Annotated in this window: 15 protein-coding genes; 9 read left to right on the top strand and 6 right to left on the bottom strand. The window is 66.9% G+C overall.

Translation table 11 applies throughout. The features are described from left to right. Positions 1-89: 89 nt before the first annotated feature. Positions 90-908 (top strand): hypothetical protein, encoded by an 819-nt coding sequence (locus tag RYH79_RS17205; RefSeq protein ID WP_370901622.1) that lies wholly within the window; start codon positions 90-92, stop codon positions 906-908. 314 nt (positions 909-1,222) lie between these two features. On the opposite strand, the gene RYH79_RS17200 is transcribed toward RYH79_RS17205, so the two are convergent. Next, positions 1,223-1,390, bottom strand: a complete 168-nt coding sequence (locus RYH79_RS17200) for a hypothetical protein (RefSeq protein ID WP_370901620.1) — start codon at positions 1,388-1,390, stop codon at positions 1,223-1,225. Between the two features lie 270 nt (positions 1,391-1,660). Further along, on the bottom strand, positions 1,661-3,331 hold the full coding sequence (locus tag RYH79_RS17195) for a pentapeptide repeat-containing protein (protein WP_370901618.1): 1,671 nt from the start codon (positions 3,329-3,331) through the stop codon (positions 1,661-1,663). Positions 3,332-3,951: 620 nt separating this feature from the next. Between RYH79_RS17195 and RYH79_RS17190 the strand changes: the two genes are divergently transcribed. Then, positions 3,952-4,239, top strand: a complete 288-nt coding sequence (locus RYH79_RS17190; protein ID WP_370901616.1) for a hypothetical protein — start codon at positions 3,952-3,954, stop codon at positions 4,237-4,239. Between the two features lie 36 nt (positions 4,240-4,275). Here RYH79_RS17190 and RYH79_RS17185 read toward each other — a convergent pair whose 3' ends face one another. Then, a complete protein-coding gene (locus RYH79_RS17185; protein WP_370901615.1) occupies positions 4,276-4,467 on the bottom strand; it encodes a hypothetical protein in 192 nt (63 codons plus the stop codon). 114 nt (positions 4,468-4,581) lie between these two features. On the opposite strand from RYH79_RS17185, the gene RYH79_RS17180 reads away from it, so the two are divergent. Further along, positions 4,582-5,463 carry an ATP-binding cassette domain-containing protein gene (locus RYH79_RS17180; RefSeq protein WP_370901613.1) on the top strand — a complete coding sequence of 294 codons (882 nt, stop codon included), beginning with the start codon at positions 4,582-4,584 and terminating at the stop codon, positions 5,461-5,463. Then, the gene (locus RYH79_RS17175; RefSeq protein WP_370901611.1) at positions 5,463-7,166 is read left to right on the top strand and encodes a hypothetical protein; all 1,704 of its coding nucleotides are present in this window, start codon (positions 5,463-5,465) and stop codon (positions 7,164-7,166) included. The genes RYH79_RS17180 and RYH79_RS17175 overlap by 1 nt, the downstream gene beginning before the upstream one ends. Before the next feature lie 69 nt (positions 7,167-7,235). Here the strand turns inward: RYH79_RS17175 and RYH79_RS17170 are convergent, their stop codons facing one another. Together RYH79_RS17170 and RYH79_RS17165 are read right to left on the bottom strand one after the other, a co-directional pair. Then, the gene (locus RYH79_RS17170) at positions 7,236-7,949 is read right to left on the bottom strand and encodes an NUDIX hydrolase (protein ID WP_370901609.1); all 714 of its coding nucleotides are present in this window, start codon (positions 7,947-7,949) and stop codon (positions 7,236-7,238) included. 49 nt (positions 7,950-7,998) lie between these two features. Further along, positions 7,999-8,877: a CPBP family intramembrane glutamic endopeptidase gene (locus RYH79_RS17165; RefSeq protein WP_370901607.1), complete on the bottom strand. Its 879-nt coding sequence runs from the start codon at positions 8,875-8,877 to the stop codon at positions 7,999-8,001. A 205-nt stretch (positions 8,878-9,082) separates the two neighbouring features. On the opposite strand from RYH79_RS17165, the gene RYH79_RS17160 reads away from it, so the two are divergent. Then, positions 9,083-10,447, top strand: coding sequence for a restriction endonuclease (locus RYH79_RS17160; RefSeq protein ID WP_370901605.1), 1,365 nt, complete (start codon positions 9,083-9,085; stop codon positions 10,445-10,447). Positions 10,448-10,480: 33 nt separating this feature from the next. On the opposite strand, the gene RYH79_RS17155 is transcribed toward RYH79_RS17160, so the two are convergent. After that, entirely contained in the window at positions 10,481-11,356 is an 876-nt protein-coding gene (locus RYH79_RS17155; protein WP_370901603.1) for a hypothetical protein, read from the bottom strand. Between the two features lie 80 nt (positions 11,357-11,436). On the opposite strand from RYH79_RS17155, the gene RYH79_RS17150 reads away from it, so the two are divergent. From RYH79_RS17150 to RYH79_RS17135, 4 genes are all read left to right on the top strand, one after another. Then, positions 11,437-11,655, top strand: a complete 219-nt coding sequence (locus tag RYH79_RS17150; RefSeq protein ID WP_370901601.1) for a hypothetical protein — start codon at positions 11,437-11,439, stop codon at positions 11,653-11,655. Then, positions 11,652-14,333: a DUF1156 domain-containing protein gene (locus RYH79_RS17145; RefSeq protein ID WP_370901599.1), complete on the top strand. Its 2,682-nt coding sequence runs from the start codon at positions 11,652-11,654 to the stop codon at positions 14,331-14,333. Before RYH79_RS17150 ends, RYH79_RS17145 begins: the two co-directional genes overlap by 4 nt. A gap of 211 nt (positions 14,334-14,544) precedes the next feature. After that, positions 14,545-15,147 carry a hypothetical protein gene (locus RYH79_RS17140; protein ID WP_370901597.1) on the top strand — a complete coding sequence of 201 codons (603 nt, stop codon included), beginning with the start codon at positions 14,545-14,547 and terminating at the stop codon, positions 15,145-15,147. A 104-nt stretch (positions 15,148-15,251) separates the two neighbouring features. Then, the gene (locus RYH79_RS17135; protein WP_370901595.1) at positions 15,252-18,524 is read left to right on the top strand and encodes a DUF499 family protein; all 3,273 of its coding nucleotides are present in this window, start codon (positions 15,252-15,254) and stop codon (positions 18,522-18,524) included. Positions 18,525-18,604 lie beyond the last annotated feature (80 nt).

The raw sequence follows: 18,604 nt of genomic DNA, 5'->3' as shown, positions 1-18,604 counted from the left end.
CTGTCGGCGTCTGACCGCGACGGGGTCACCGATCAGCCAACCGGTCGGCTAGCTAGCGGCCCTTCTTGCTGCTAACTCCGCTCGGGCCGGTGACCGCCACGGCCGGGCGTATCTACCAGACAAATGTGTCCGGTGTCGGAGAACGGCCGGTTCTCCCTCACCGACCGCACACCACGTTGTGTGTAGTGCGTAGTTTTACAAGCCTACACTACACACTGTGTAGTGTGGTCGAAGCATTCCCCGAACGCGACTCAGACGCACCGGAAACAATCAGCGACCTCGCGGCGGAGACACCAGCCGACGCGCTCTACCCCGAACACGTCGACGACCTCACCGCCGCGCGACTCGTCTTGTGGGTAAACAACTCACTCTCAGACACCGACGGCAACGGGCACGAGGGGATTCGGCACAACTACGAGAAACTGGAGGGCACGGTGTTCTCGGACCGCGAGCGTGAGGTCGTCGCGCTCCGCATGTCGGGGCTCACCCACACCGAAATCGCCTGGTTCTACGCCGCGCTCGACGACGCGACGACGAACGGGAACTACCCGACGAGCAAGAGCACCGTCGACGAGTACAGCAGTCGCGCCGCCAAAAAACGCCGCGTGGCCCACCGGACGGCGAACGTCGCCGACGACGTGTACCCCGAACAGTACGAGAGTATGTTGTGTCCCGGCTGTGGCGTGCGTGGTGTGAAGAACGGTGAGTACCAGTGTCTCGTCGAGACGTGTGAAGTGGATGTCTACTACTTGAACGCCGACACCCTCACAAACGCCGCGAGTATCGGCGAAGTTGAAACCACCTGTCCAGCGTGTGCCACCGACGGGGTCATTGGCTACGACCGAAACGGGGCGGTGATCTGTCCGAACGACGACTGTCGAGTCTCTGACCTTGTGAGCGACGCCTGACGGCCGGGCACGCCGACGCCTCCCCGCTCGTCGACGCCGGCGTGAGACGAACTGGCCGCCCACTCGAACGGGACCGACCCACGACGGTAGCCGGCCGGTCGGCTGGCAAGCGGAGCTTCTTGCTGCTAACTCCGCTCGCCCCGTTGCTGGCTCCGGCTGGCAAGCGGAGCTTCTTGCTGCTAACTCCGCTCGGGCCGGTGGCCGGCACGGCCGGGTCGTACCTACTGGACAAAATGTGTCCGGTGTCGGAGAACATCCCGTTCTCCCGTACCGGGTCACACTCTGTTGAGGATGCCTCCCCGTGTCGGACAGCGTCACTCCTCTGTGTCGGTTGGGTCCTCAATCACTTGAACGGTTATCTCGACCCGCTTTCCGCCTAATTCTCGGCCAATGTACACCTGCCCACTATCAGGAACATCTGTGCGTGTTACCATACGCGGCTCCGGGATGGTCATTCTCGACACAGGCTGGTCTTCGTCCATACCGGTGATGTAGAGCGTGTGTGTTATTTCTTTTTCTGCTTACAGCACACAACTATTCGAAAAAACGCCTTGCTTAGACAGAACAGCAGACATACCGCGCCGAGTCGTGTCGGAGAACGGCCGGTTCTCCCTCACTGGTTGCCTGATAGGTGTCGAACCGGCTGCCGAGCCCGGCTGCCACGGGTTGCTGTCGCCGACGTGTGCGTAAGACGGGTAGGTATCTGGATAATGACCGGCCGAAGCCAGCCGGACCGGTCGGTTGGGTGTCTCTCACACTCGTTCGCGGGTGCCGAGGACGTAGCCTAACAACACAATCAGTGCAGTTCCGATATATGTCTCAATTAGTATAGCGGCCCGTATGACAGCCCCGACCTGTGTTGGCGGGCGTGGCGGTGCCGTCACAAATGTGACGACTGAATAATACAGAGGTCCGCCTACCCACCCCTCCTCTGGGGCTGGACCGACCGCAAGCAGAATAGTCGTCCCGAGAAGTATTCCTGCTGACCACAAGAGAACGAAGAGTGGTCGAGTCCCATACCCCGTAAGAAACCGGGAGAGAGTGCCTCCGACTGTTGTAAGGAATTGCGTGCGGACATCAGGGTCAGGCCATGGTGGCAGGAACCACTGACGCCATCCTTCTTGAGTTCGCAACTTGGAGACCCGCTTGAGAGATTGGCGTTTGAATCTCCCCCGTGCCTCAGTCGTTCGCGCCTGTTGCTCAACTGTTCGTGCTTGCCGTGCTCGTTGGCTGAGACCTTCCTCACTGAGTGCCTCTTTGAGTTTGTGATACGCCTGAGCCAACTCGTCATATTCGTCTGGACCTGACAACTCAGTACACATTTTTCCCACTGTCGTCCCCTGATTCGCATTCATACCCTCCATCTCGACATCCCGTAGGTCCGCCCGTGAGAAACTGGCCCCAGACACATCCTCCCCTGACAGTTTAGTTCCTTTTAATTTGCAGCCAGAGAGATTAGCCCCTCTGAGCTCAACATCAGAGAGGTGGGCGTCGGTGAGGTCGGCCTCGGGGAGGTCGGCCCTTCTAAGGTAGGCGCGGGTGAGGTCGGCGCCGGTGAGGTCGGCGCCGGTGAGGTCGGCGTCGGTGAGGTTGGCGTCGGTGAGCTCGGCCCCTCCGAGGTCGGCCCCTCCGAGGTTGGCCCCTCCGAGGTCGGCGTTGGTGAGGTTGGCGTCGGAGAGGTCGGCGTCGGTGAGGTCGGCCAGGTCGAGGTCGGCGTCGGTGAGGTTGGCGTCGGTGAAATCGGCCCCTCCGAGGTCGGCACCGATGAGGTGGGCCCTTCCGAGGTCGGCACCGGTGAGGTCGGCGCCGGTGAGGTAGGCGCCGGTGAGGTAGGCGCCGGTGAGCTCGGCGCCGGTGAGGTAGGCGTCGGTGAAGTAGGCGCCGGTGAGGTAGGCGTCGGTGAGCTCGGCGTCGGTGAAGTAGGCGCCAGTGAGCTCGGCGTCGGTGAGCTCGGCCCTTCGGAGGTCGGCGTCGATGAGCTCGGCGTCGGTGAGCTCGGCGTCGGTGAGCTCGGCCCTTCGGAGGTCGGCCCTTCGGAGGTCGGCGTCGGTGAGCTCGGCCTCTCCGAGGTCGGCCCTTCGGAGGTCGGCGTCGGTGAGCTCGGCCTCTCCGAGGTCGCCCCTTCCGAGGGAGGCGTTGAGGAGGTTGGCGTCGGAGAGGTAGGCGTCGGTGAGGTCGGCCCCTCCGAGGTAGGCGTGGGTGAGCTCGGCCCTTCCGAGGTCGGCTTCGGGGAGCTCGGCCCCTCCGAGGTAGGCGCGGGTGAGCTCGGCCCCTCCGAGGTCGGCTTCAGGGAGCTCGGCCCCTCCGAGGTAGGCGTCGGTGAGGTCGGCCTCTCGGAGGTTGGCGTCGGTGAGGTTGGCGTCGGTGAGCTCGGCCCCTCGGAGTGCTGTTTTATTGAACCCAATTGTATTTGCTGACTCCATGTTGTGTAGGATTGCTCCATCAAGCAGTTCTACACGAGGTGCGGTTTGGGCGGCGACTTCAGCACTTAGACGGCTCTCGTTCAGTGCAGTGGCTGTTTTCTCGTCTGTGTCCTCTGGGTCGACATGCCACACGCACCGGTCTGCATCTGCGACCGAGTCTCGAAAACAACACGACTGACTTACCGCTGCATCTTTTGAGGGCACCGCTCTGTCACAGTCTGCCGGCCACTCGAACCCGCACACGTCAGTTCCAAGCGTACTCACACTGTGGCTCATTCGTTTTTCAAACATAAATCTATAACCCGCCAACTCACGCATCGATGTGTCTGAAACGAGTCGGTCTCTGGACAGATGGTTACGATGAGTCCCGTCGAACCCGGTTCTCGTTGTACTGCACGGGGTTGCGCGGCGCCGTCGACGGCGATCGCCTGGTTGCACACAGAGAGCGACAGCCGGGTGTGCAACGACCCGGGTCGTGGCCGGCCGACCGGCCCCGATTGAGCTGGCCGACCCACCCGAACCGACCCCGATCGGGCCGAATCGGCGGCTCCAGTGACCCGCTCGAACACCCGTTCGGGGGGACGTGTGCAACGAGCCGCCGGCCTTTTCGACCGTGAGGTATGCGAATCCGGGCGACCGACGAACGACAACGACTCTGGGATGATCTCGAAGACGCCACCGGCCACGCCCGTACCTCCCAGGCGCTCGACGACGCCGCTCGGCTGTACGTGGAGCTCCGTGGCGACACGACTGCGGTGCCGACCGGCCGGGTCGAACAACTCATACGCGCCGCCGCCTCCGCCGCCGGTGTCACGGGAGGCCGACACGGCCGCAGCTGGCCGCCGACCGCGAACGACGACGGGCGGCGACCGGTCACGACGGTGGCGGGTCGGCGTCGACAGCGGTGAGCCTCGAGGCGTTCCGCGAGGAGTACGCCGGGGTCTCTACACCGGACGGTAGTCGAAGACGAGTACCTCGTCGGCGGTGCCGTCACGGCAGCACTCGCCGGCGTGGTCGCCCTCCTGTTCGTGCTCGGCGTCGTCCGATCGGCGATCCGACCACGGCTCGCGACCGGCGTCGCCCGGTGTGACTGTCGTGTCCCCGTGGCTCGCTCCGCTCGGGGGGTCACGGTTCACGCCCGTGTTTCACGCGACGGAACGGGACGCCCGGTTACAGGCCCGAGCGACGCGACGACCGACCGTGCAGTCGCACCAGACACACGATCGACTCGTTCACCCAGAGGTGGTCCGATGAGCGGTGGGCGGCTCCGGACGGAGGCGTTGGGCAAGCAGTACGGCGACACCTGGGCGGTCGAGGACGTGACACTCGACTTAGACGAGGGGATTCACGGGCTGCTCGGGCCGAACGGGGCAGGGAAGTCGACGCTGTTGCGGACGCTGACGACGCTCACACGGCCGACGACCGGGACGGCCTACTGGGACGGGACGGATCTGACGGAGCGTCCGGACGCCGTTCGGTCGGTGCTGGGCTACCTCCCGCAGTCGTTCGGCGCGTACCCGGAGCTCACCGTCGCCGAGTTCCTGGAGTACGTCGCCACGCTGCGCGGGCTCGACGACGAGACGGCGTCGGCACGCATCGAGGCGCAGTTGGAGCTGACGAACCTCGGTGACGTCCGCCACGAGCGGATCGGGACGTTCTCCGGCGGGATGCGCCGTCGCGTCGGCATCGCGCAGGCGCTCGTCAACGACCCGGAGCTGTTGATCGTCGACGAGCCGACGGTCGGGCTGGACCCGGAAGAACGGGTGCGCTTCCGGAACGTCCTGTCGTCGACGGCCGACGACCGGGTGGTGATCCTGTCGACACACATCGTCCCGGACGTGGAGGCGACGGCGAACACGGTCGCACTGATGAACGACGGGCGGCTCGTGACCCACACGGACCCGGAGACGCTCGCCGAACGGGTCGCGGACGACGTGTACGAGGCGGTCGTCCCGCGAGGCGAACTCGACACGCTGCGGGAGCGACACCAGGTGTGTCGGACGGTCCAGCGCGCGGACGGCGTCGAGGTGCGACTGCTCGCGGACGACCGACCGACGGAGACGGCCGAGCGGGTGACGCCGACGCTGGAGGACGGCTACCTCGCGTCTATCGACGGCCGGGAGGGGCTGTAGTGCGCCGTGTGTTCGCCGTCGCGTGGGCGGACCTCCGGCGACGACTCCGGTCGCGTTCGACGGGCGCCGTGCTCGCCGCGACCGTCCTGCTCGGGCTGCTCGCGGGTGTCGACAGCTTCGAGCTCGCGTTCCGGACGAGCGGCGCGGCCCACTACGTCGGGCGGCCGACGGCGGCGGTCGTCGGGCTAGAGACGGGCGTCGCCGGCGCGTACCTCGTCGTTCTCGGGGGGTACTTCCTCCTCCGTGGCAGACTCGCCGCCGATCACCGGCTGGGCGTCACCCGGGTGACGGCGACGACGCCGGTCTCGGAGGCGGCGACCGTGTTCGGGAAGTGGCTGAGTCACGTCGCGGTCGTCGGGCTGGCGTTGGTCGCGCTCGCGGCGACCGCGACGGTCACACACGCGCGGTCGGGTGTCGGCAGTGCCGACCCGCTTGCGGTCTTCGGGCCTGTCCTGTTGTTCGGCCTGCCCGTCGCCGGCTTCGTCGCGGGCGTGACACTCCTGTTCGAGTCGACCGAGACGCTCTCGGGGACGCTCGGGAGCGTGGTGTACCTCGCAGGCGTCCTCGGGACGTTCGTCCTCGGGGTGTCGACGCACGCGGGTGCGCCGGCGACGCCCGCGACGCTCGTCGCCGCGACGGACCTGTACGGCACCGTCGCGGCCGGGCAGGCGACTGCCGACGCGCTCGCGGCGGTCGCGCCGGCGTACACCGACGGCTCGCCCGGTCTGTTCAGTCGGTTTCTCGGGCTCCCGACCGGGGCGTCACAGTCGTTCGACTACCGTGGCGGCGGGGTGCCGGCGTGGGCGCTCGCACAGCGCGCCGGGGTGTTCGCGGTCGGCGTCGGGCTGGCGCTCGTGGCGACGATCCCGTACGACCGCTGGCGGCCAGTCGCGTCGGACGACGACGGAGCCGGCCGTCTGGGCGGCGTGGTCCGTCGACTCCGCGGCGGGGTCGCGGCCGTCGGCAGTGTGGTCGGTGGTGTGGTCGGCGAGGCGGTCGGTGGTGTGGTCGGCGACGGTGGGGCCGGTGGCTCCACCGGCGACACCGCCGTCGAGTCGGTGCCGCGGGTGACGCGGCGGGGGTCGGCGTCCGTCTGGCGGCTGTTCCGGCAGGAGCTCCGGGGGAAGCTCCGTGGTCGGTCGTGGTGGTGGTACCTGGGTGTGGTCGTGGTTCTCGTCGGCACCGTCGTGTCGCTCCCGCGTCGGCAGTTCGTCGCGGTCGCGGTCGCGTGGCCGGTGTTCGTCTGGTCGTCGCTGGGGATTCGGGCGACACACCGGTCGCGGGCCGCGCTCGTCCACTCCTCGCCGGCCGCCTTCCGGCAGTTGCTCGCGGAGTGGGCCGTCGGGGTCTGCGTCGCGGCGGTCGTCTGTCTGCCGGCGGTGCTCCTGGGTGGTGGCGTCGGTGGCTCGGGCGGCGCGGGGCTCGCGGGTGTCGTGGCCGACGGCAGACTGCTGGCTGCGGTCGCGGTGCTCGTCTTCCCCGCGTCGGTCGCGCTCGCGTCGGGCGTCCTCACCGGCACGCCACGGGTGTTCGAGGGCGGGTACCTCCTGGTCTGTTACGTCGGGCCGCTGAACGTCGCGGGCCTGGACTTCGCCGGGGCGTCGACAGCGGCGCTGTCGAGTGGCGCGCCGGGCTCGTTCGTCGCCGTCGGCGCGGTCGCGCTCGCTGTCGCCGTCGCGGGGAAACGATCCGCACTCGGGTGAGCGCTCGGCGGTGTCGTCGGAGTCGCTACGTCGACGCCGGTCGTCCGTCCGGCCGTTCGATCGCGGCGGTTACGTCCGGTCCGACTCTGACTCTGACTTCGTCTCCGACTCCGCCTCCACCTCCGTCTCCGATTCTGACTCCGATTCCGACTCCGACTCCGGCTCCGCCTCTGGCTCCCACGCTGGCGGGTCGTCGAGTAGGTCGACGACGAGGTCGCGGTCGCGTCGGAGGGGTGGCAGCGTCTCGGCGTCGAACAGGCCGGTCCCGCGCGAGAGGCCGGGGTGAGAGCGTGACACCGCCGGGTGTGTGTCGCCTTCGCGCTCGACTCGCAGTATCCCGTCGGTTCGCGTGGCGGCGAACTGCGCGAGCGGGACTTGGGCCGTGTGGCCGCTGTCCCAGACGTACTCGACTCGTCTCGTGTACAGCAGGTCGTCCAGTCGGATCTCGATCCCGGCCTCCTCGCTGGCCTCCGCTCGGGCGGTCTCCTCGGGGCGTTGCCCGGGCTCGATCCGGCCGCCGATCGGCTCCCACCCGCCGCGGGAGTTGTACACGAGCACGGTCTCGCGGCGCTCGTCCGTGTAGAAGACGACGACCGACACGATGCCGCCCATCGTCTCCAGTTGGGCCGCCAGCGACGCCGGCGGCCCGTCCGGATCGATCTCTGCGGGGCCGTAGCGAATCTGCTCGCGGCGTTCGTGGTCACCCCACCGATCCGTCAGCTCCGCGAGCACGCGGTCGGTTCGTCGTTCTGCTGCGGCCTCGATTTCGGCCCAGTCGTCCATCTCTCGGCACGTCCGAGAGCGAGGAGTTAACGACTTCGGAGGGGAGTCGCTACTCCAACACCGACCCGTCCCGTGGGCGCTCGTCCGCGTCCGTGGCGGCTCGGCCCCCGACGCGAACGTGTGGCGTGAACGCGGTGTCGGCGGCGACGCGCCGGTAGGCGAACGTCACGCCGAAGTAGGCGACGAGGACCGCGGCGAAGAACAGCAGCGAGTCGGTGCCGGTCCAGGCGAAGCCGTTGACGAGCAACACCCAGGTGTTGCCGAGCGCGTGGACCAGGCCGACGAAGTAGACGTTGCCGCTCAGTTCGAACAGGAGGCCGAAGCCGACACCGCTCAGTGTGAGCACGGCGAGCGTCCCGGCGACACCGCCGCCGATGTACCCTCCCTCGACGAGCACGCGGGGCACGTGGAGCAGGGCGAACGACGCCGACGCGACGACGACGGCCAACAGACGCCGGAGCGGCCCGTTCGCGCCCAAGAGGCTGCGGAGCTTCGTCTGGAGGTAGCCGCGGACGACGGCCTCCTCGACGAACGCGGCGAACACTGTGAGGGCCAACGGCGCCGTCAGCAGGCCGAGACGGTCGGTCAACACGTCGAGACCCCACGGGAGGCCGAGGGTGGCCGCGACGGCGACGCCGAGGGCGTTCAAGACGGCGTACGTCGCCAGGAACGCCGCGACGCTGGGGAGGAGGAACTCTCGGGAGAGTCCGATGTCCGCGAGCTCACCGTCGTCGAACCACAGCGCCCCGAGGCCGACCGCGAGTATCGCCCCGAACTGGACGATGTCCGCGACACGGTGGAGTGGCCCGGAACTCCCCGGTAACAGCCCTCCGACCCAGTTTTCCGCGACGAGTACACAGCCGATCGCGACGAGCACGGCCACCACCGAGACGATCCGCCGGTCGAGCGTGACGTGTCTGGTCTGCACGCCGCAGACGACACGCGAGGAGTGATTGAAGCCTCCACCCGCGTTTCAGAACTCCGGACGGGCCGGTGCGTTCCCGACCGACGCGGCCGTCGTCACCTCCGGTGTTCGGACTCGACGGCGGTTCTCGTCTCCCCGGGCTCTCCCGTTCTTTCGTCAGAAGTTGGCGATAGCTCTATATCCGTGAGTCCCCAATTCGGTGGCGACCGTGGCAGTTCTAGACGATCTCTCCGGGTTCGAGTTCGAGGATCTGATGGAAGACGTGCTCCGGAACCTCGGCTACGAGAACGTCAGACAGGCGTCGAAGACGGCCGACGAGGGGAGAGACGTGCTGATGGAGGAGGTGGTCGACGGCACTCGTCGCGGGGTCGTCGTCGAGTGCAAGCACACGGGCACCGTCGGGCGCCCGGTGGTCCAGAAGCTCCACTCGGCCGTCGCAACCGCCGAGTTCGCCGACCCGAAGCGTGGCATCGTCGTCACGACCGGTCGATTCACCGATCCGGCAGTCGAGTACGCCGAGCAGCTCCGGGCGAACGACGACCCGTACCCGATCGAGCTGATCGACGGGACGGACCTCCGGCAGATCGCCGACGAGGTCGGGCTCGACCTGTACAACGGTCGTATCGAGATCCTGTGTGACGAGACGCTCCGGCCGTCCGATCCGACGGCGTCGGTCGATGCGCCCGTCGTCGAGCAGTTTCGGGACGTCGACGGCATCGACGCCGGGGATCTCCCGCGGCCGGAGTCGGAACTCACCCTCCGGCCCGTCGTGACGGTGACGGCAGACGTGGACGCGGTGTTCGAGACCTCCGTCGGGGTCGTTCACCGGGTCGACGACCGGACTCGACTCACAGTCCACGCCGACCGCGACCGCCCGCGGGCCGCGCAGGAGGACGTCACCGAGTTGGTCGTCAGAAACGGTCACTCGACGGTCGAAGTCGACGAGTCGGAGTTCGCGGAGACGTTCGACAGCGTCGAGCAGTTACGCTTCGGTCAGACGCAGACGGAGTACAAAGACTGGGCAGTCGACCGCGTTCGGCGGGCGTACACGGAGACGGTCCACTACACCGGCGACAACAACGTCGACTACGAGAAGGAGTGCGAGCCGAAGCAGTCGGACGTGTCGGTCCAGTCGGTCGCACCCGTCTACCTCCCCGAGATCACCCAGACGACGCGCCTCGGCGAGTACGACTACGACTACGAGTACTACGCCGCCGGGCCGTCGCGGACGACGAGCGTCGACGAGATTCACGAGTGTGTTCACTGTTCTACCGACGGCGACGACGGGGCGTACACGTACTGTCGGAACTGTGGCGCGATCGCCTGCCGCACCCACACCGAGACGGAACGGTACGTCGGCGAGCCGGTGTGTACGGGGTGTGCCGTCGTCGAGCGGTTTGCGCTCCGGACGAAGTACTTCTACGACGAGGAGAACCTCGAAGCGTTCCGCGAGGAGTACGCCGACCTCCCGCCACACCAGAAGGCAGCCGAAAACGAGTTCCTCGTCGGCGGTGCCGCGGCGGCGGCGCTCGTCGGCGTAGTCGCACTCCTGCTCTTCTCGGGTGTCGTCTGACCCGACCGACGCCGCCACGACGAGCGCGTCGCCTCACAGACACTCCCGAACGACACCGTCGACGACAGCCCGCGTCGCCTCGGGGACGAATCGCTCGAAGCGGACGGCGTCGTCGCCGAACACGAGCGTCACGGGCACGGGCTCGTCCAGCGGGGTATCGACGGCCAGGCGCGCGTCGGCGGCGTGGAGTTCGACCGCATCGTCCTCCAGCAGCGTCCGGGTGACGCGGTCGGCGAACACGTCGGGGGTGTCGTGGGGCGGGTCGGTCGCGTCCGCTTCGGCGCGGACGGTCACCCGATCCGCCTCGCCGTCGGGGCGGTCGAACACGGCGCGGGTGTAGCCTGCGGCGGCGTGGTCGGCGAGCCGGTCGCGGAGGTCGGCGTCGAACCCCGGCCGAGCCCAGTCGTCGAGCGGGAGCGCGTCGCCGAGCGTGCGAACGGTCTCCGTCGCGGTGTCGCGGTCGGGCGCGCGGACGGCAACGAGCGAGTCGTCCGGGCGCGCGGTCACGACGGTGGTGACGCGGTCCGTCGCGGCGGTGCCGAGCCGGGCCTGTGCGCCCGTCTCCGGGACGGAACAGACGGCGGCGACGCCGTCGTCGGTCGGCAGCGTCGTCTGGACGGAGCCGCCGAAGCCGGACGCGCTCGTCGCGTCGGCGAGGTCGACCCCGTCGAGCCCGGGGATGCGACGGTAGAACACGCTCGGGTGGCCGGTGAAGCGGATCTGTTCGGCCACGCGGCGGCGCGCCGGCGGGTCCAACTCGGCGACGCGGGCGTCGCGGTTGTCGGCGTCGGGCGCGATCCCCACGTCGGCGGCGGCGACGACGCGGCGGCGGGCCACCTCCGAGGGCAGCGCGTCCAGGAGTGCCGTCGCGTCAGGGTCCGTCGCGGTGGGGTCGATCGGGGGTTGCACAGTCGCCCCTCTCGCGCCACCGGCTTGTTTCTTGCCAACTGCGCAGGGCGAGGCGAAGCGTCGGTGTCGTCGTCGCCGCCGTGGTCGCTGTCGCGGTCGTCGCGGTCGTCGCGGTCGTCGTCGTCGCTGTCGCTGTCGCGGTCGTCGTCGTCGCTGTCGCGGTCGTCGTCGTCGCTGTCGCGGTCGCTGTCGCGGTCGCTGTCGCGGTCGCCGTCGCCCCCGCCCCTGCGCCCGTCCGGATTCCCCAACGGGCCAGACACGGGAACTTATCAGCGAGCGGCGAGTCGGCGGAGACGTGACAGACGACAGCGAGCGGACGGAGCGGCCCATCGAGCGGGGGTTCCCGATCGAGCGAGTGAACGAGATCGCGGCCAAGGAGAGCCGGGCGAAGCAGTGGTATCGTCCGATCTACACGATGCACAAGTGGTGGGCGCGGCGGCCGGGCTGTCTGTTCCGTGCGATCACGCTGTACTCCCTGTTGGACGAGGACACGGACCCGGCGGAGCTGTCGGTGTACGAGCCCGGCGAGAACCAGACGCTGGGGGAGAACGGCCACTCTGCGTCGGAGTTGGTCGACGCGGCCGCGAACGTCGACATGGACAACCCCGAGTCGCTGTGGGAGTACTACCCCAAGGACGTGCGACTCCCGGAGGACACCAAAGTCCTGGACCCGTTCGCGGGCGGGGGCACCTCCCTCGTGGAGGCGTCCCGGTTCGGCGTCGAGTCGGAGGGGCACGACCTCAACCCCGTGGCGTGGTTCGTGACGAAGAAGGAGTTGGAGGCGGGCGAGACGGACGTCGAGGAGTTGGAGGCGGCGTTCGAGCGCGTCCGCGAGGACGTGGCCGACGAGATCACGCAGTACTACCGGACGCCCTGCCCGAACGGCGAGGGGGACCACGCCCACGACGCGGACGTGATGTACAACTTCTGGGTGAAGGAACTCGACTGCACCTCCTGCGGGCACACGGTGCCGTTGTTCAAGGATTACCGTGTGGCGGCGGGTCGGTACGAGAACGACGACAAGTACAATGTTCTCTGTCTGGACTGTGGCGCGGTGACGCTCGTGGACGACTGGCAGGCCGAGGAATCCACGTGTAAGAACTGTTTCGTCACGTTCGACGCGTCACAAGGGTATGTCACTCGTGGCGGCTACTACAACTGCCCAGAATGTGGATTAAAAGAGGACATTACTGACGCCATCACTGAACAGGGAAGGCTTGACCGACGACTGTACGCGGTTGAGTACTACTGCGAACGTTGTGAGGGTGCCGGCGAACCGAAATCCATATATAAGGGGTACAAGCAGGCCGATCCATCGGATCATCAATTGTATCACGACGCGGCACGTGAATGGGCTGAACGAACGGATCTCCACGAGTATGTGCCCGACGAGAAGATTCCGGATGGGTGGAAGACAGCCTCTTCGAGTATATCCGGAAGCGCGCCGGGTGCAGGTGATCTTAGGCAGCACGGCATCACGGAGTGGAGAGAACTGTTCAACGATCGTCAGTTACTGTCTCTGGCGAAGCTGCTGTCGTCAATAGACAAGGTCGAGTCCGACAACCTCCGTGAGTTTTTGCTGATGGTGTTCGGGGACTCGTTGATGTTCCAGTGTGAGTTCACAATATACAATCAACAACGGAACAACATGGAGGGGATATTCCGAATGAATGCGTACGTCCCCCAGACCGATTTTGTCGAGAACAATGTTTGGGGAACGAAGAACGGCCGCGGAACGTTTGAAAATACCTGGGAAAAACTCCGTCGGGGTGTTGAATACGCTCAATCACCAACCGAACGGTACGTTGACGACGGAGAAATGGTTGAATCTGAAGAGTTTTCTCAACCGATCGGGCGAAAGGCCGTGGCGGATCTCGGGGACATGCGGACAATTGACAAGGAAGATACGTACGACGCCGTCATCACCGATCCCCCGTACTACGATAACGTTATGTATAGTGAATTATCTGACTACTTTTATGTCTGGCAGAAGATTCTTTTACAAGATGAGTACCCTGGGTTCGATCACGAAGCGACACCTCGTGCAGAGTCGATAGTCGCTAATCCGGCAGTCAACAAAGCCGCTGAGGACTTTGAGCGAGAGATGAGCGAAGCCCTCTCTATCGTCCGGCGTGCGCTAAAAGACGACGGCGTCCTCGCGTTCACATACCACCACAGCGACTCCGAGAGTTGGGGGGAACTCCTCACCTCACTCTGCCGAAACGACTTCGAGATCACCGCGACGTACCCGATCAGCTCCGACCTGAACAAGTTCATCGGCGGGGACGCGGTCTCATTCGACATCGTGATCGTCGCCCGCCCGATGGACGACCGAGAGCCAACGTCTTGGCGGACGCTCCGCCGCGAGATCGTCCGGACGGCACGCGATACCCGTGAATCACTCGAACAGAACCGTGAACTCGCCTCTGGCGACATCGGCGTGATCGAGATGGGCAAATGCTTCCAAGAGTACTCGAAGCACCACGGCAAAGTCCACCGTGCCGGCGAAATCATGGACGCGAAGGAGGTCGTCGATCAGATCTACGGGATCATTCAAGACGCCAATCTCGGCGAGGCAGACGTTTACCTCGGCCTGCTCGACGAGTGGAACCCCACCACGGACGATCTCAACAAGCTCTTGCGACGCGCAGACGCCACACAGGAACAGATGGAGGAGATGGAGCTCCTCGACACCGATGCCTCCGGTCTCGAACTCCTCGGCTGGGACGACGAGGAACGCCAGGCGTACGTCCGCGAGATGGTCGAGAGTCCCGACCGCAGCGAGACGACGCTCGACCGAGCGCACTTCCTCCGAGAAGTGTACGAACGGGGTCGGGCACGGACAGAGTACCTGGAAGAGTGGGACCACGACGAGCTCCAGGAACTCTGTGAGGACCTCGCCCGAGTGACGGGCGACGAGACGTACCTCCGAATGCTCGGCGCGGACGTGACGTTGGAGGAGCTCGGCGGCGACTGATCGCTCTTCGTCTCTGACACCTCTCTACCCGAATTTAGCTACTAGTTCAACCCGCCGTAACCTTTACTACCCGCAGCCACCTGATCCGAAATACGACGCTGCGGGGGCGCCGCGAAAACGGCAGGGCGTCACAGCGCCCTACCTCCGCAGTGTCGTGGCAGGCCACGACATGTGTTCGAATACTTCGCCGTCACAAAAACATGACGGCACGATGGACGTAGCGACGCTCGCCGCGGACTACGAGGAGACACTCGAAGCGCTCGCCGAGCGGCCGCTCCCGAGCTACCGCGTCGAGGAACTGCGCGAGCGGACCGAGACCGTTCTCCGACTGCTGTCGGAACAACGGGTCGTTCCGGCGGCACCGCTCCAACGGCTGCTGTGCGCCGTGACGGAGGCGGTGGCGGACGTACAGGACGCGACACTCGTCGCGGACGACGACGGCACGGGTCGCTCCGCCGACGACCGCGGGGTGGGGACGGCCGTCCCCGGCGCGGACGACGGCAGCGTGGGCTACCGACTCACGCCGACGGAACGACGGGCCACGCTCGACACGCTCGTGCGACTGCTGTTCACGGTCGTCGAGACCCCGACCCCCGGGGACGAGCGCGGGGTCGACGGCCTCCGACGCCGGGCGAGCGACCCGCGGGCGACGCCCACCGACGCAGGTACTACCGACGCAGGCACCACTACCGACGCGAACGACGCCGAAGACGCCGAAGACGCCGAAGACGCCGAAGACGCCGAAGACGCCGAAGACGTCGACACGACCGAGATCAGCGCACCGATCGAGACGACGTACGCCGGCCCGGAGTAGAGCGACGCGACACCCCCCCGAGCACGCTCCGCCGGCGGCGACCCCCCGTTTTCGTTCCCTCTCGTCCATACAGTCTTAAGCCCGCGCCGCGACGACGGGGTGACATGAGCGCGGACGCGGTTCTGGAGACCACCATCGACGACGTCGTCGAGCTGTCGCCGGAACTCACGGAGGGCGACGGCCTGGTCGACGGCCAGATCAGGCTCTACGACGTCGAGAGCGACGAGTCGCTGGAGTCGAACGCCGAGCGGTTCTTCGACCGCACGCTGCTGACCGACGGGCTGGAAGACTCGCTGAAGCGACTCCGCGACACGCTGAACGGGGAAGACCGAACCCGGATTCAGGAGCTGTACGGCCCCTACGGCACGGGGAAGACCCACCAGATGGTGGCGCTGTACCACTGTTTCGCCTCGCCCGACGCCGTCGCCGACTGGGCCGACGGCCGGGTCGAGGGGCTGGGCGCGGCGCTGCCGGACGACGCCGAGCCGATCGTCCTCTCGCTCCAGAAAGAACAGTTCGACTACCTCTGGGAGCCGTTGTTCGACGCCTTGGGCTACGAGCCCGACCGGACGAACTACGACGAGGAGGGGGGGTACCCCACCATCGACGTGATAAGCGAGGCCGTCGGGGACCGGACGGTGGCCTTCTTCGTGGACGAACTGGAGGACTTCTTCGACTCGCTGACGGGTCGCCGCGAGGCGGCGAATCGTGGCTTCCTCCAGGCGCTGTGTGAGGCGTCCACGCGCCCGGACACGCGGCTGTTCCCCGTCGTCTCCGTCCTGCGGGAGGAGTCGACGGTTCAAGACATCCTCTCGCGCCAGGAACGCGTCGAGGTGAACATGTCGAATCAGGTGTCCATCGGCGAGGTGCTGCGCCACCGCCTGATCGGCGAGGTGCGCGACGAGGACCGACTCCGGTCGCTCGCGGACGAGTACGTCGAGGCGTACGCGGAGACGGACCACGTCGACCTCCAGCCGGGGTTCCGCGATCGCCTGATCGAGACGTACCCGTTCCACCCGGAGCTGATCTCGGCGCTCCAGACCCGCTACGCCGCCGGCGCCGACTCCGGCACCCGCGAGACGGCCGACGGCGAGGAGATCCAGTCCGGCCCCACCCGCGGGATGCTGTACCTGTTCGCTCGCGTGCTCGTCGACCGCTACGAGGAGACGGATCTGCTCACCCACGGCCAGGTGGACGCCGTCGACTACAACGACGAACTCGGTCGGATCAACATCCAGCACGACCGCCCGGACCGGTGTTTCGAGGACATCGAGCGCCGCCTCGCCGACGCCGAGGTGGACTTCGGCCGCGAGATTCTCTCGACCGTGTTGATCTACTCGCTCACCCCCGGGTTGGACGAGGGGGCGACGAGAGAGGACGTCGTCGTCGGCACGTTCCACGCCGGCGACCGGATCAACGACATCGTGGTCGGCCTCCAGCGACTCCAGGGGGAGGTGTACCACCTCTGGACGGACGACGACGAGCGGTACGTCGTCCGCGAGGACGAGAACCCCCGGTCGCTCGTCCGCAACGCCGCTCGCGACGTCTCCGACGAGCGTGCGCTCCAGTTGCTCGCCCAGACCGTCGAGTCCGTGTTCGGGACCGGCGCGTACCCCGTCGGGTTCACCGACGACGGTCGCCTGGGCGAGGTGCCCGACGACAAACGGGCGAAGACGGTCGTCAAGAACGCCCCTTGGACGGAAGCGGAGGTGGCCGAGATCGTCAAGAATCGACCCACTGGCCGCCAGTGGCGCAACACGCTGGTGTTCGTCCAACCCAGCGGCGACACGGACATCACCGCCGGCGCCCGCACGGAGACGTTCCTCGGCAAGGCCAAGGAGATTCTGGGAGCCAGACTCCGGAAAGACGACCAGAACTTCGCCGAAGACATCCGGGAGGAGATCGACGACCTCGAAGACGAGTACGAGGCCGACCTGGAACGTCGCGTCCGCAGCGCATACGGCGACGTGCTCGACACGGACGACCCGCTGAACGGGTTCGATACGGCGACCACACTCGATCTGGAGACGTACACGGGCCTGGAGCGACTCCCGACGGCCAGCGAGATCGCCGCCGCCTCGGAGGCGGCCCCGTTCGACCTGAAGCGTCACGCAGAAGACATCGTCGCCGACCGACTCGACGCCCGCGACGAGATCACCGTCGCCGACGTGTACGACCGCTTCCTCCGTGACCCCTCGCGGCCCATCCCCGCAGACGAGTCGGCCGTCGCCAGCGCGGTCGCCGAGGCGCTCGACGGCGACGACGTGTTGGCACATCGGACGGACGGGTTCACGGAGACGTTCGACACGCTCGACCCCGACACGACACTCGTCGCACGGGAGGACGTGGCCGACTGGACGGACGACGATGTCGCCTCGGAGCTCCGGACGGCGTTCGGCCGGGGTGAGGAGGCGGTGGATCTGGGCTCGTTCGAGTTGGACCTCCGCGACCGGACGGACGTGTGGTTCCCGGAGCAGTCCGTCGAGGAGGCGGTGAAACACGCCGCCGGCCGACTCGCCCGCGAGGACCGCTACGTCCTGTTCAACGGCGACGAGATCTTGGACCGGCCACGCTCGGACGCGACGCTGCGAGACACGGCCGACGCCGACTCGGTGGACGCGGACGACGTCCGCGACCGGATCACCGCGACCCTCTCGGAGAGCCCCGCCGTCGACACGGCGGACGTGCTCGGCTCGATCCGGAACGACCGGGCGGTCCACCTCCCGGCCGACGAGACGGAACGCGTCTTCAGACGCGCCGTCGACGACCTGCTGGACGGTCCCCACCGCCTCCGCGAGGACGGTCGTTACCCCGATCAGCTGGGTGACCGCGATCCCGTCGGCGTGACGATCGTCCCGTTCCTCGGCGACGACGGCCGGACGAAGGTCTTGGAGTACGCTGACGGGCTCGACCCGGAGACGACGTTCAGAGCCGAGGGCGTCCGCGACGAGACCGTCCCGGACGAACCGGCCGCCGCAGTCGCCAACGTCCTGTTCTGGGCACTCGACGGCGACCGCGAGACGGACTACCGAGTCGCGCCGGGCAGCCGCGACGATCCGGCCGACTGGCACCGCGGCATCCAGTTCCAAGTCCGGCCGGAGGGCGACGAATTCCAGTACGAGGGCACCGATGCGGAAGAACTCCGGCAACAGTGGAAAGACGAGGGAGCCACCGGCGAGGTCGCCATCGGCACTGTAGAGTACACAGTCCCGGACGACAGCGCCGTCCCGTCGTCGATGACCGGCGTCGCCTCCTTCGGCCGCAGCCGGACGATCCTCGAACTCTCCGAGGGGGTCTCCCACGAGGAGATCGCCGAGATCGTCACCCGCATCCCGACGAACGTGATCGAGATCGAAATCGACGTAGAGTTCGACTGACGCTCCGCCGACCACAACGTAGCCTTTTCAACGATGCCGACTCACCACACCTGGTGACAGTGTACGAGTGTGTCGTCCCC

The organism is Halobaculum sp. MBLA0143 (assembly GCF_041361465.1).
In the GTDB taxonomy this organism is placed as follows: Archaea; Halobacteriota; Halobacteria; order Halobacteriales; family Haloferacaceae; genus JAHENP01.
Note: the sequence above shows the minus strand (reverse complement) of the source record. Positions and strands in the feature narration are given on the sequence as shown.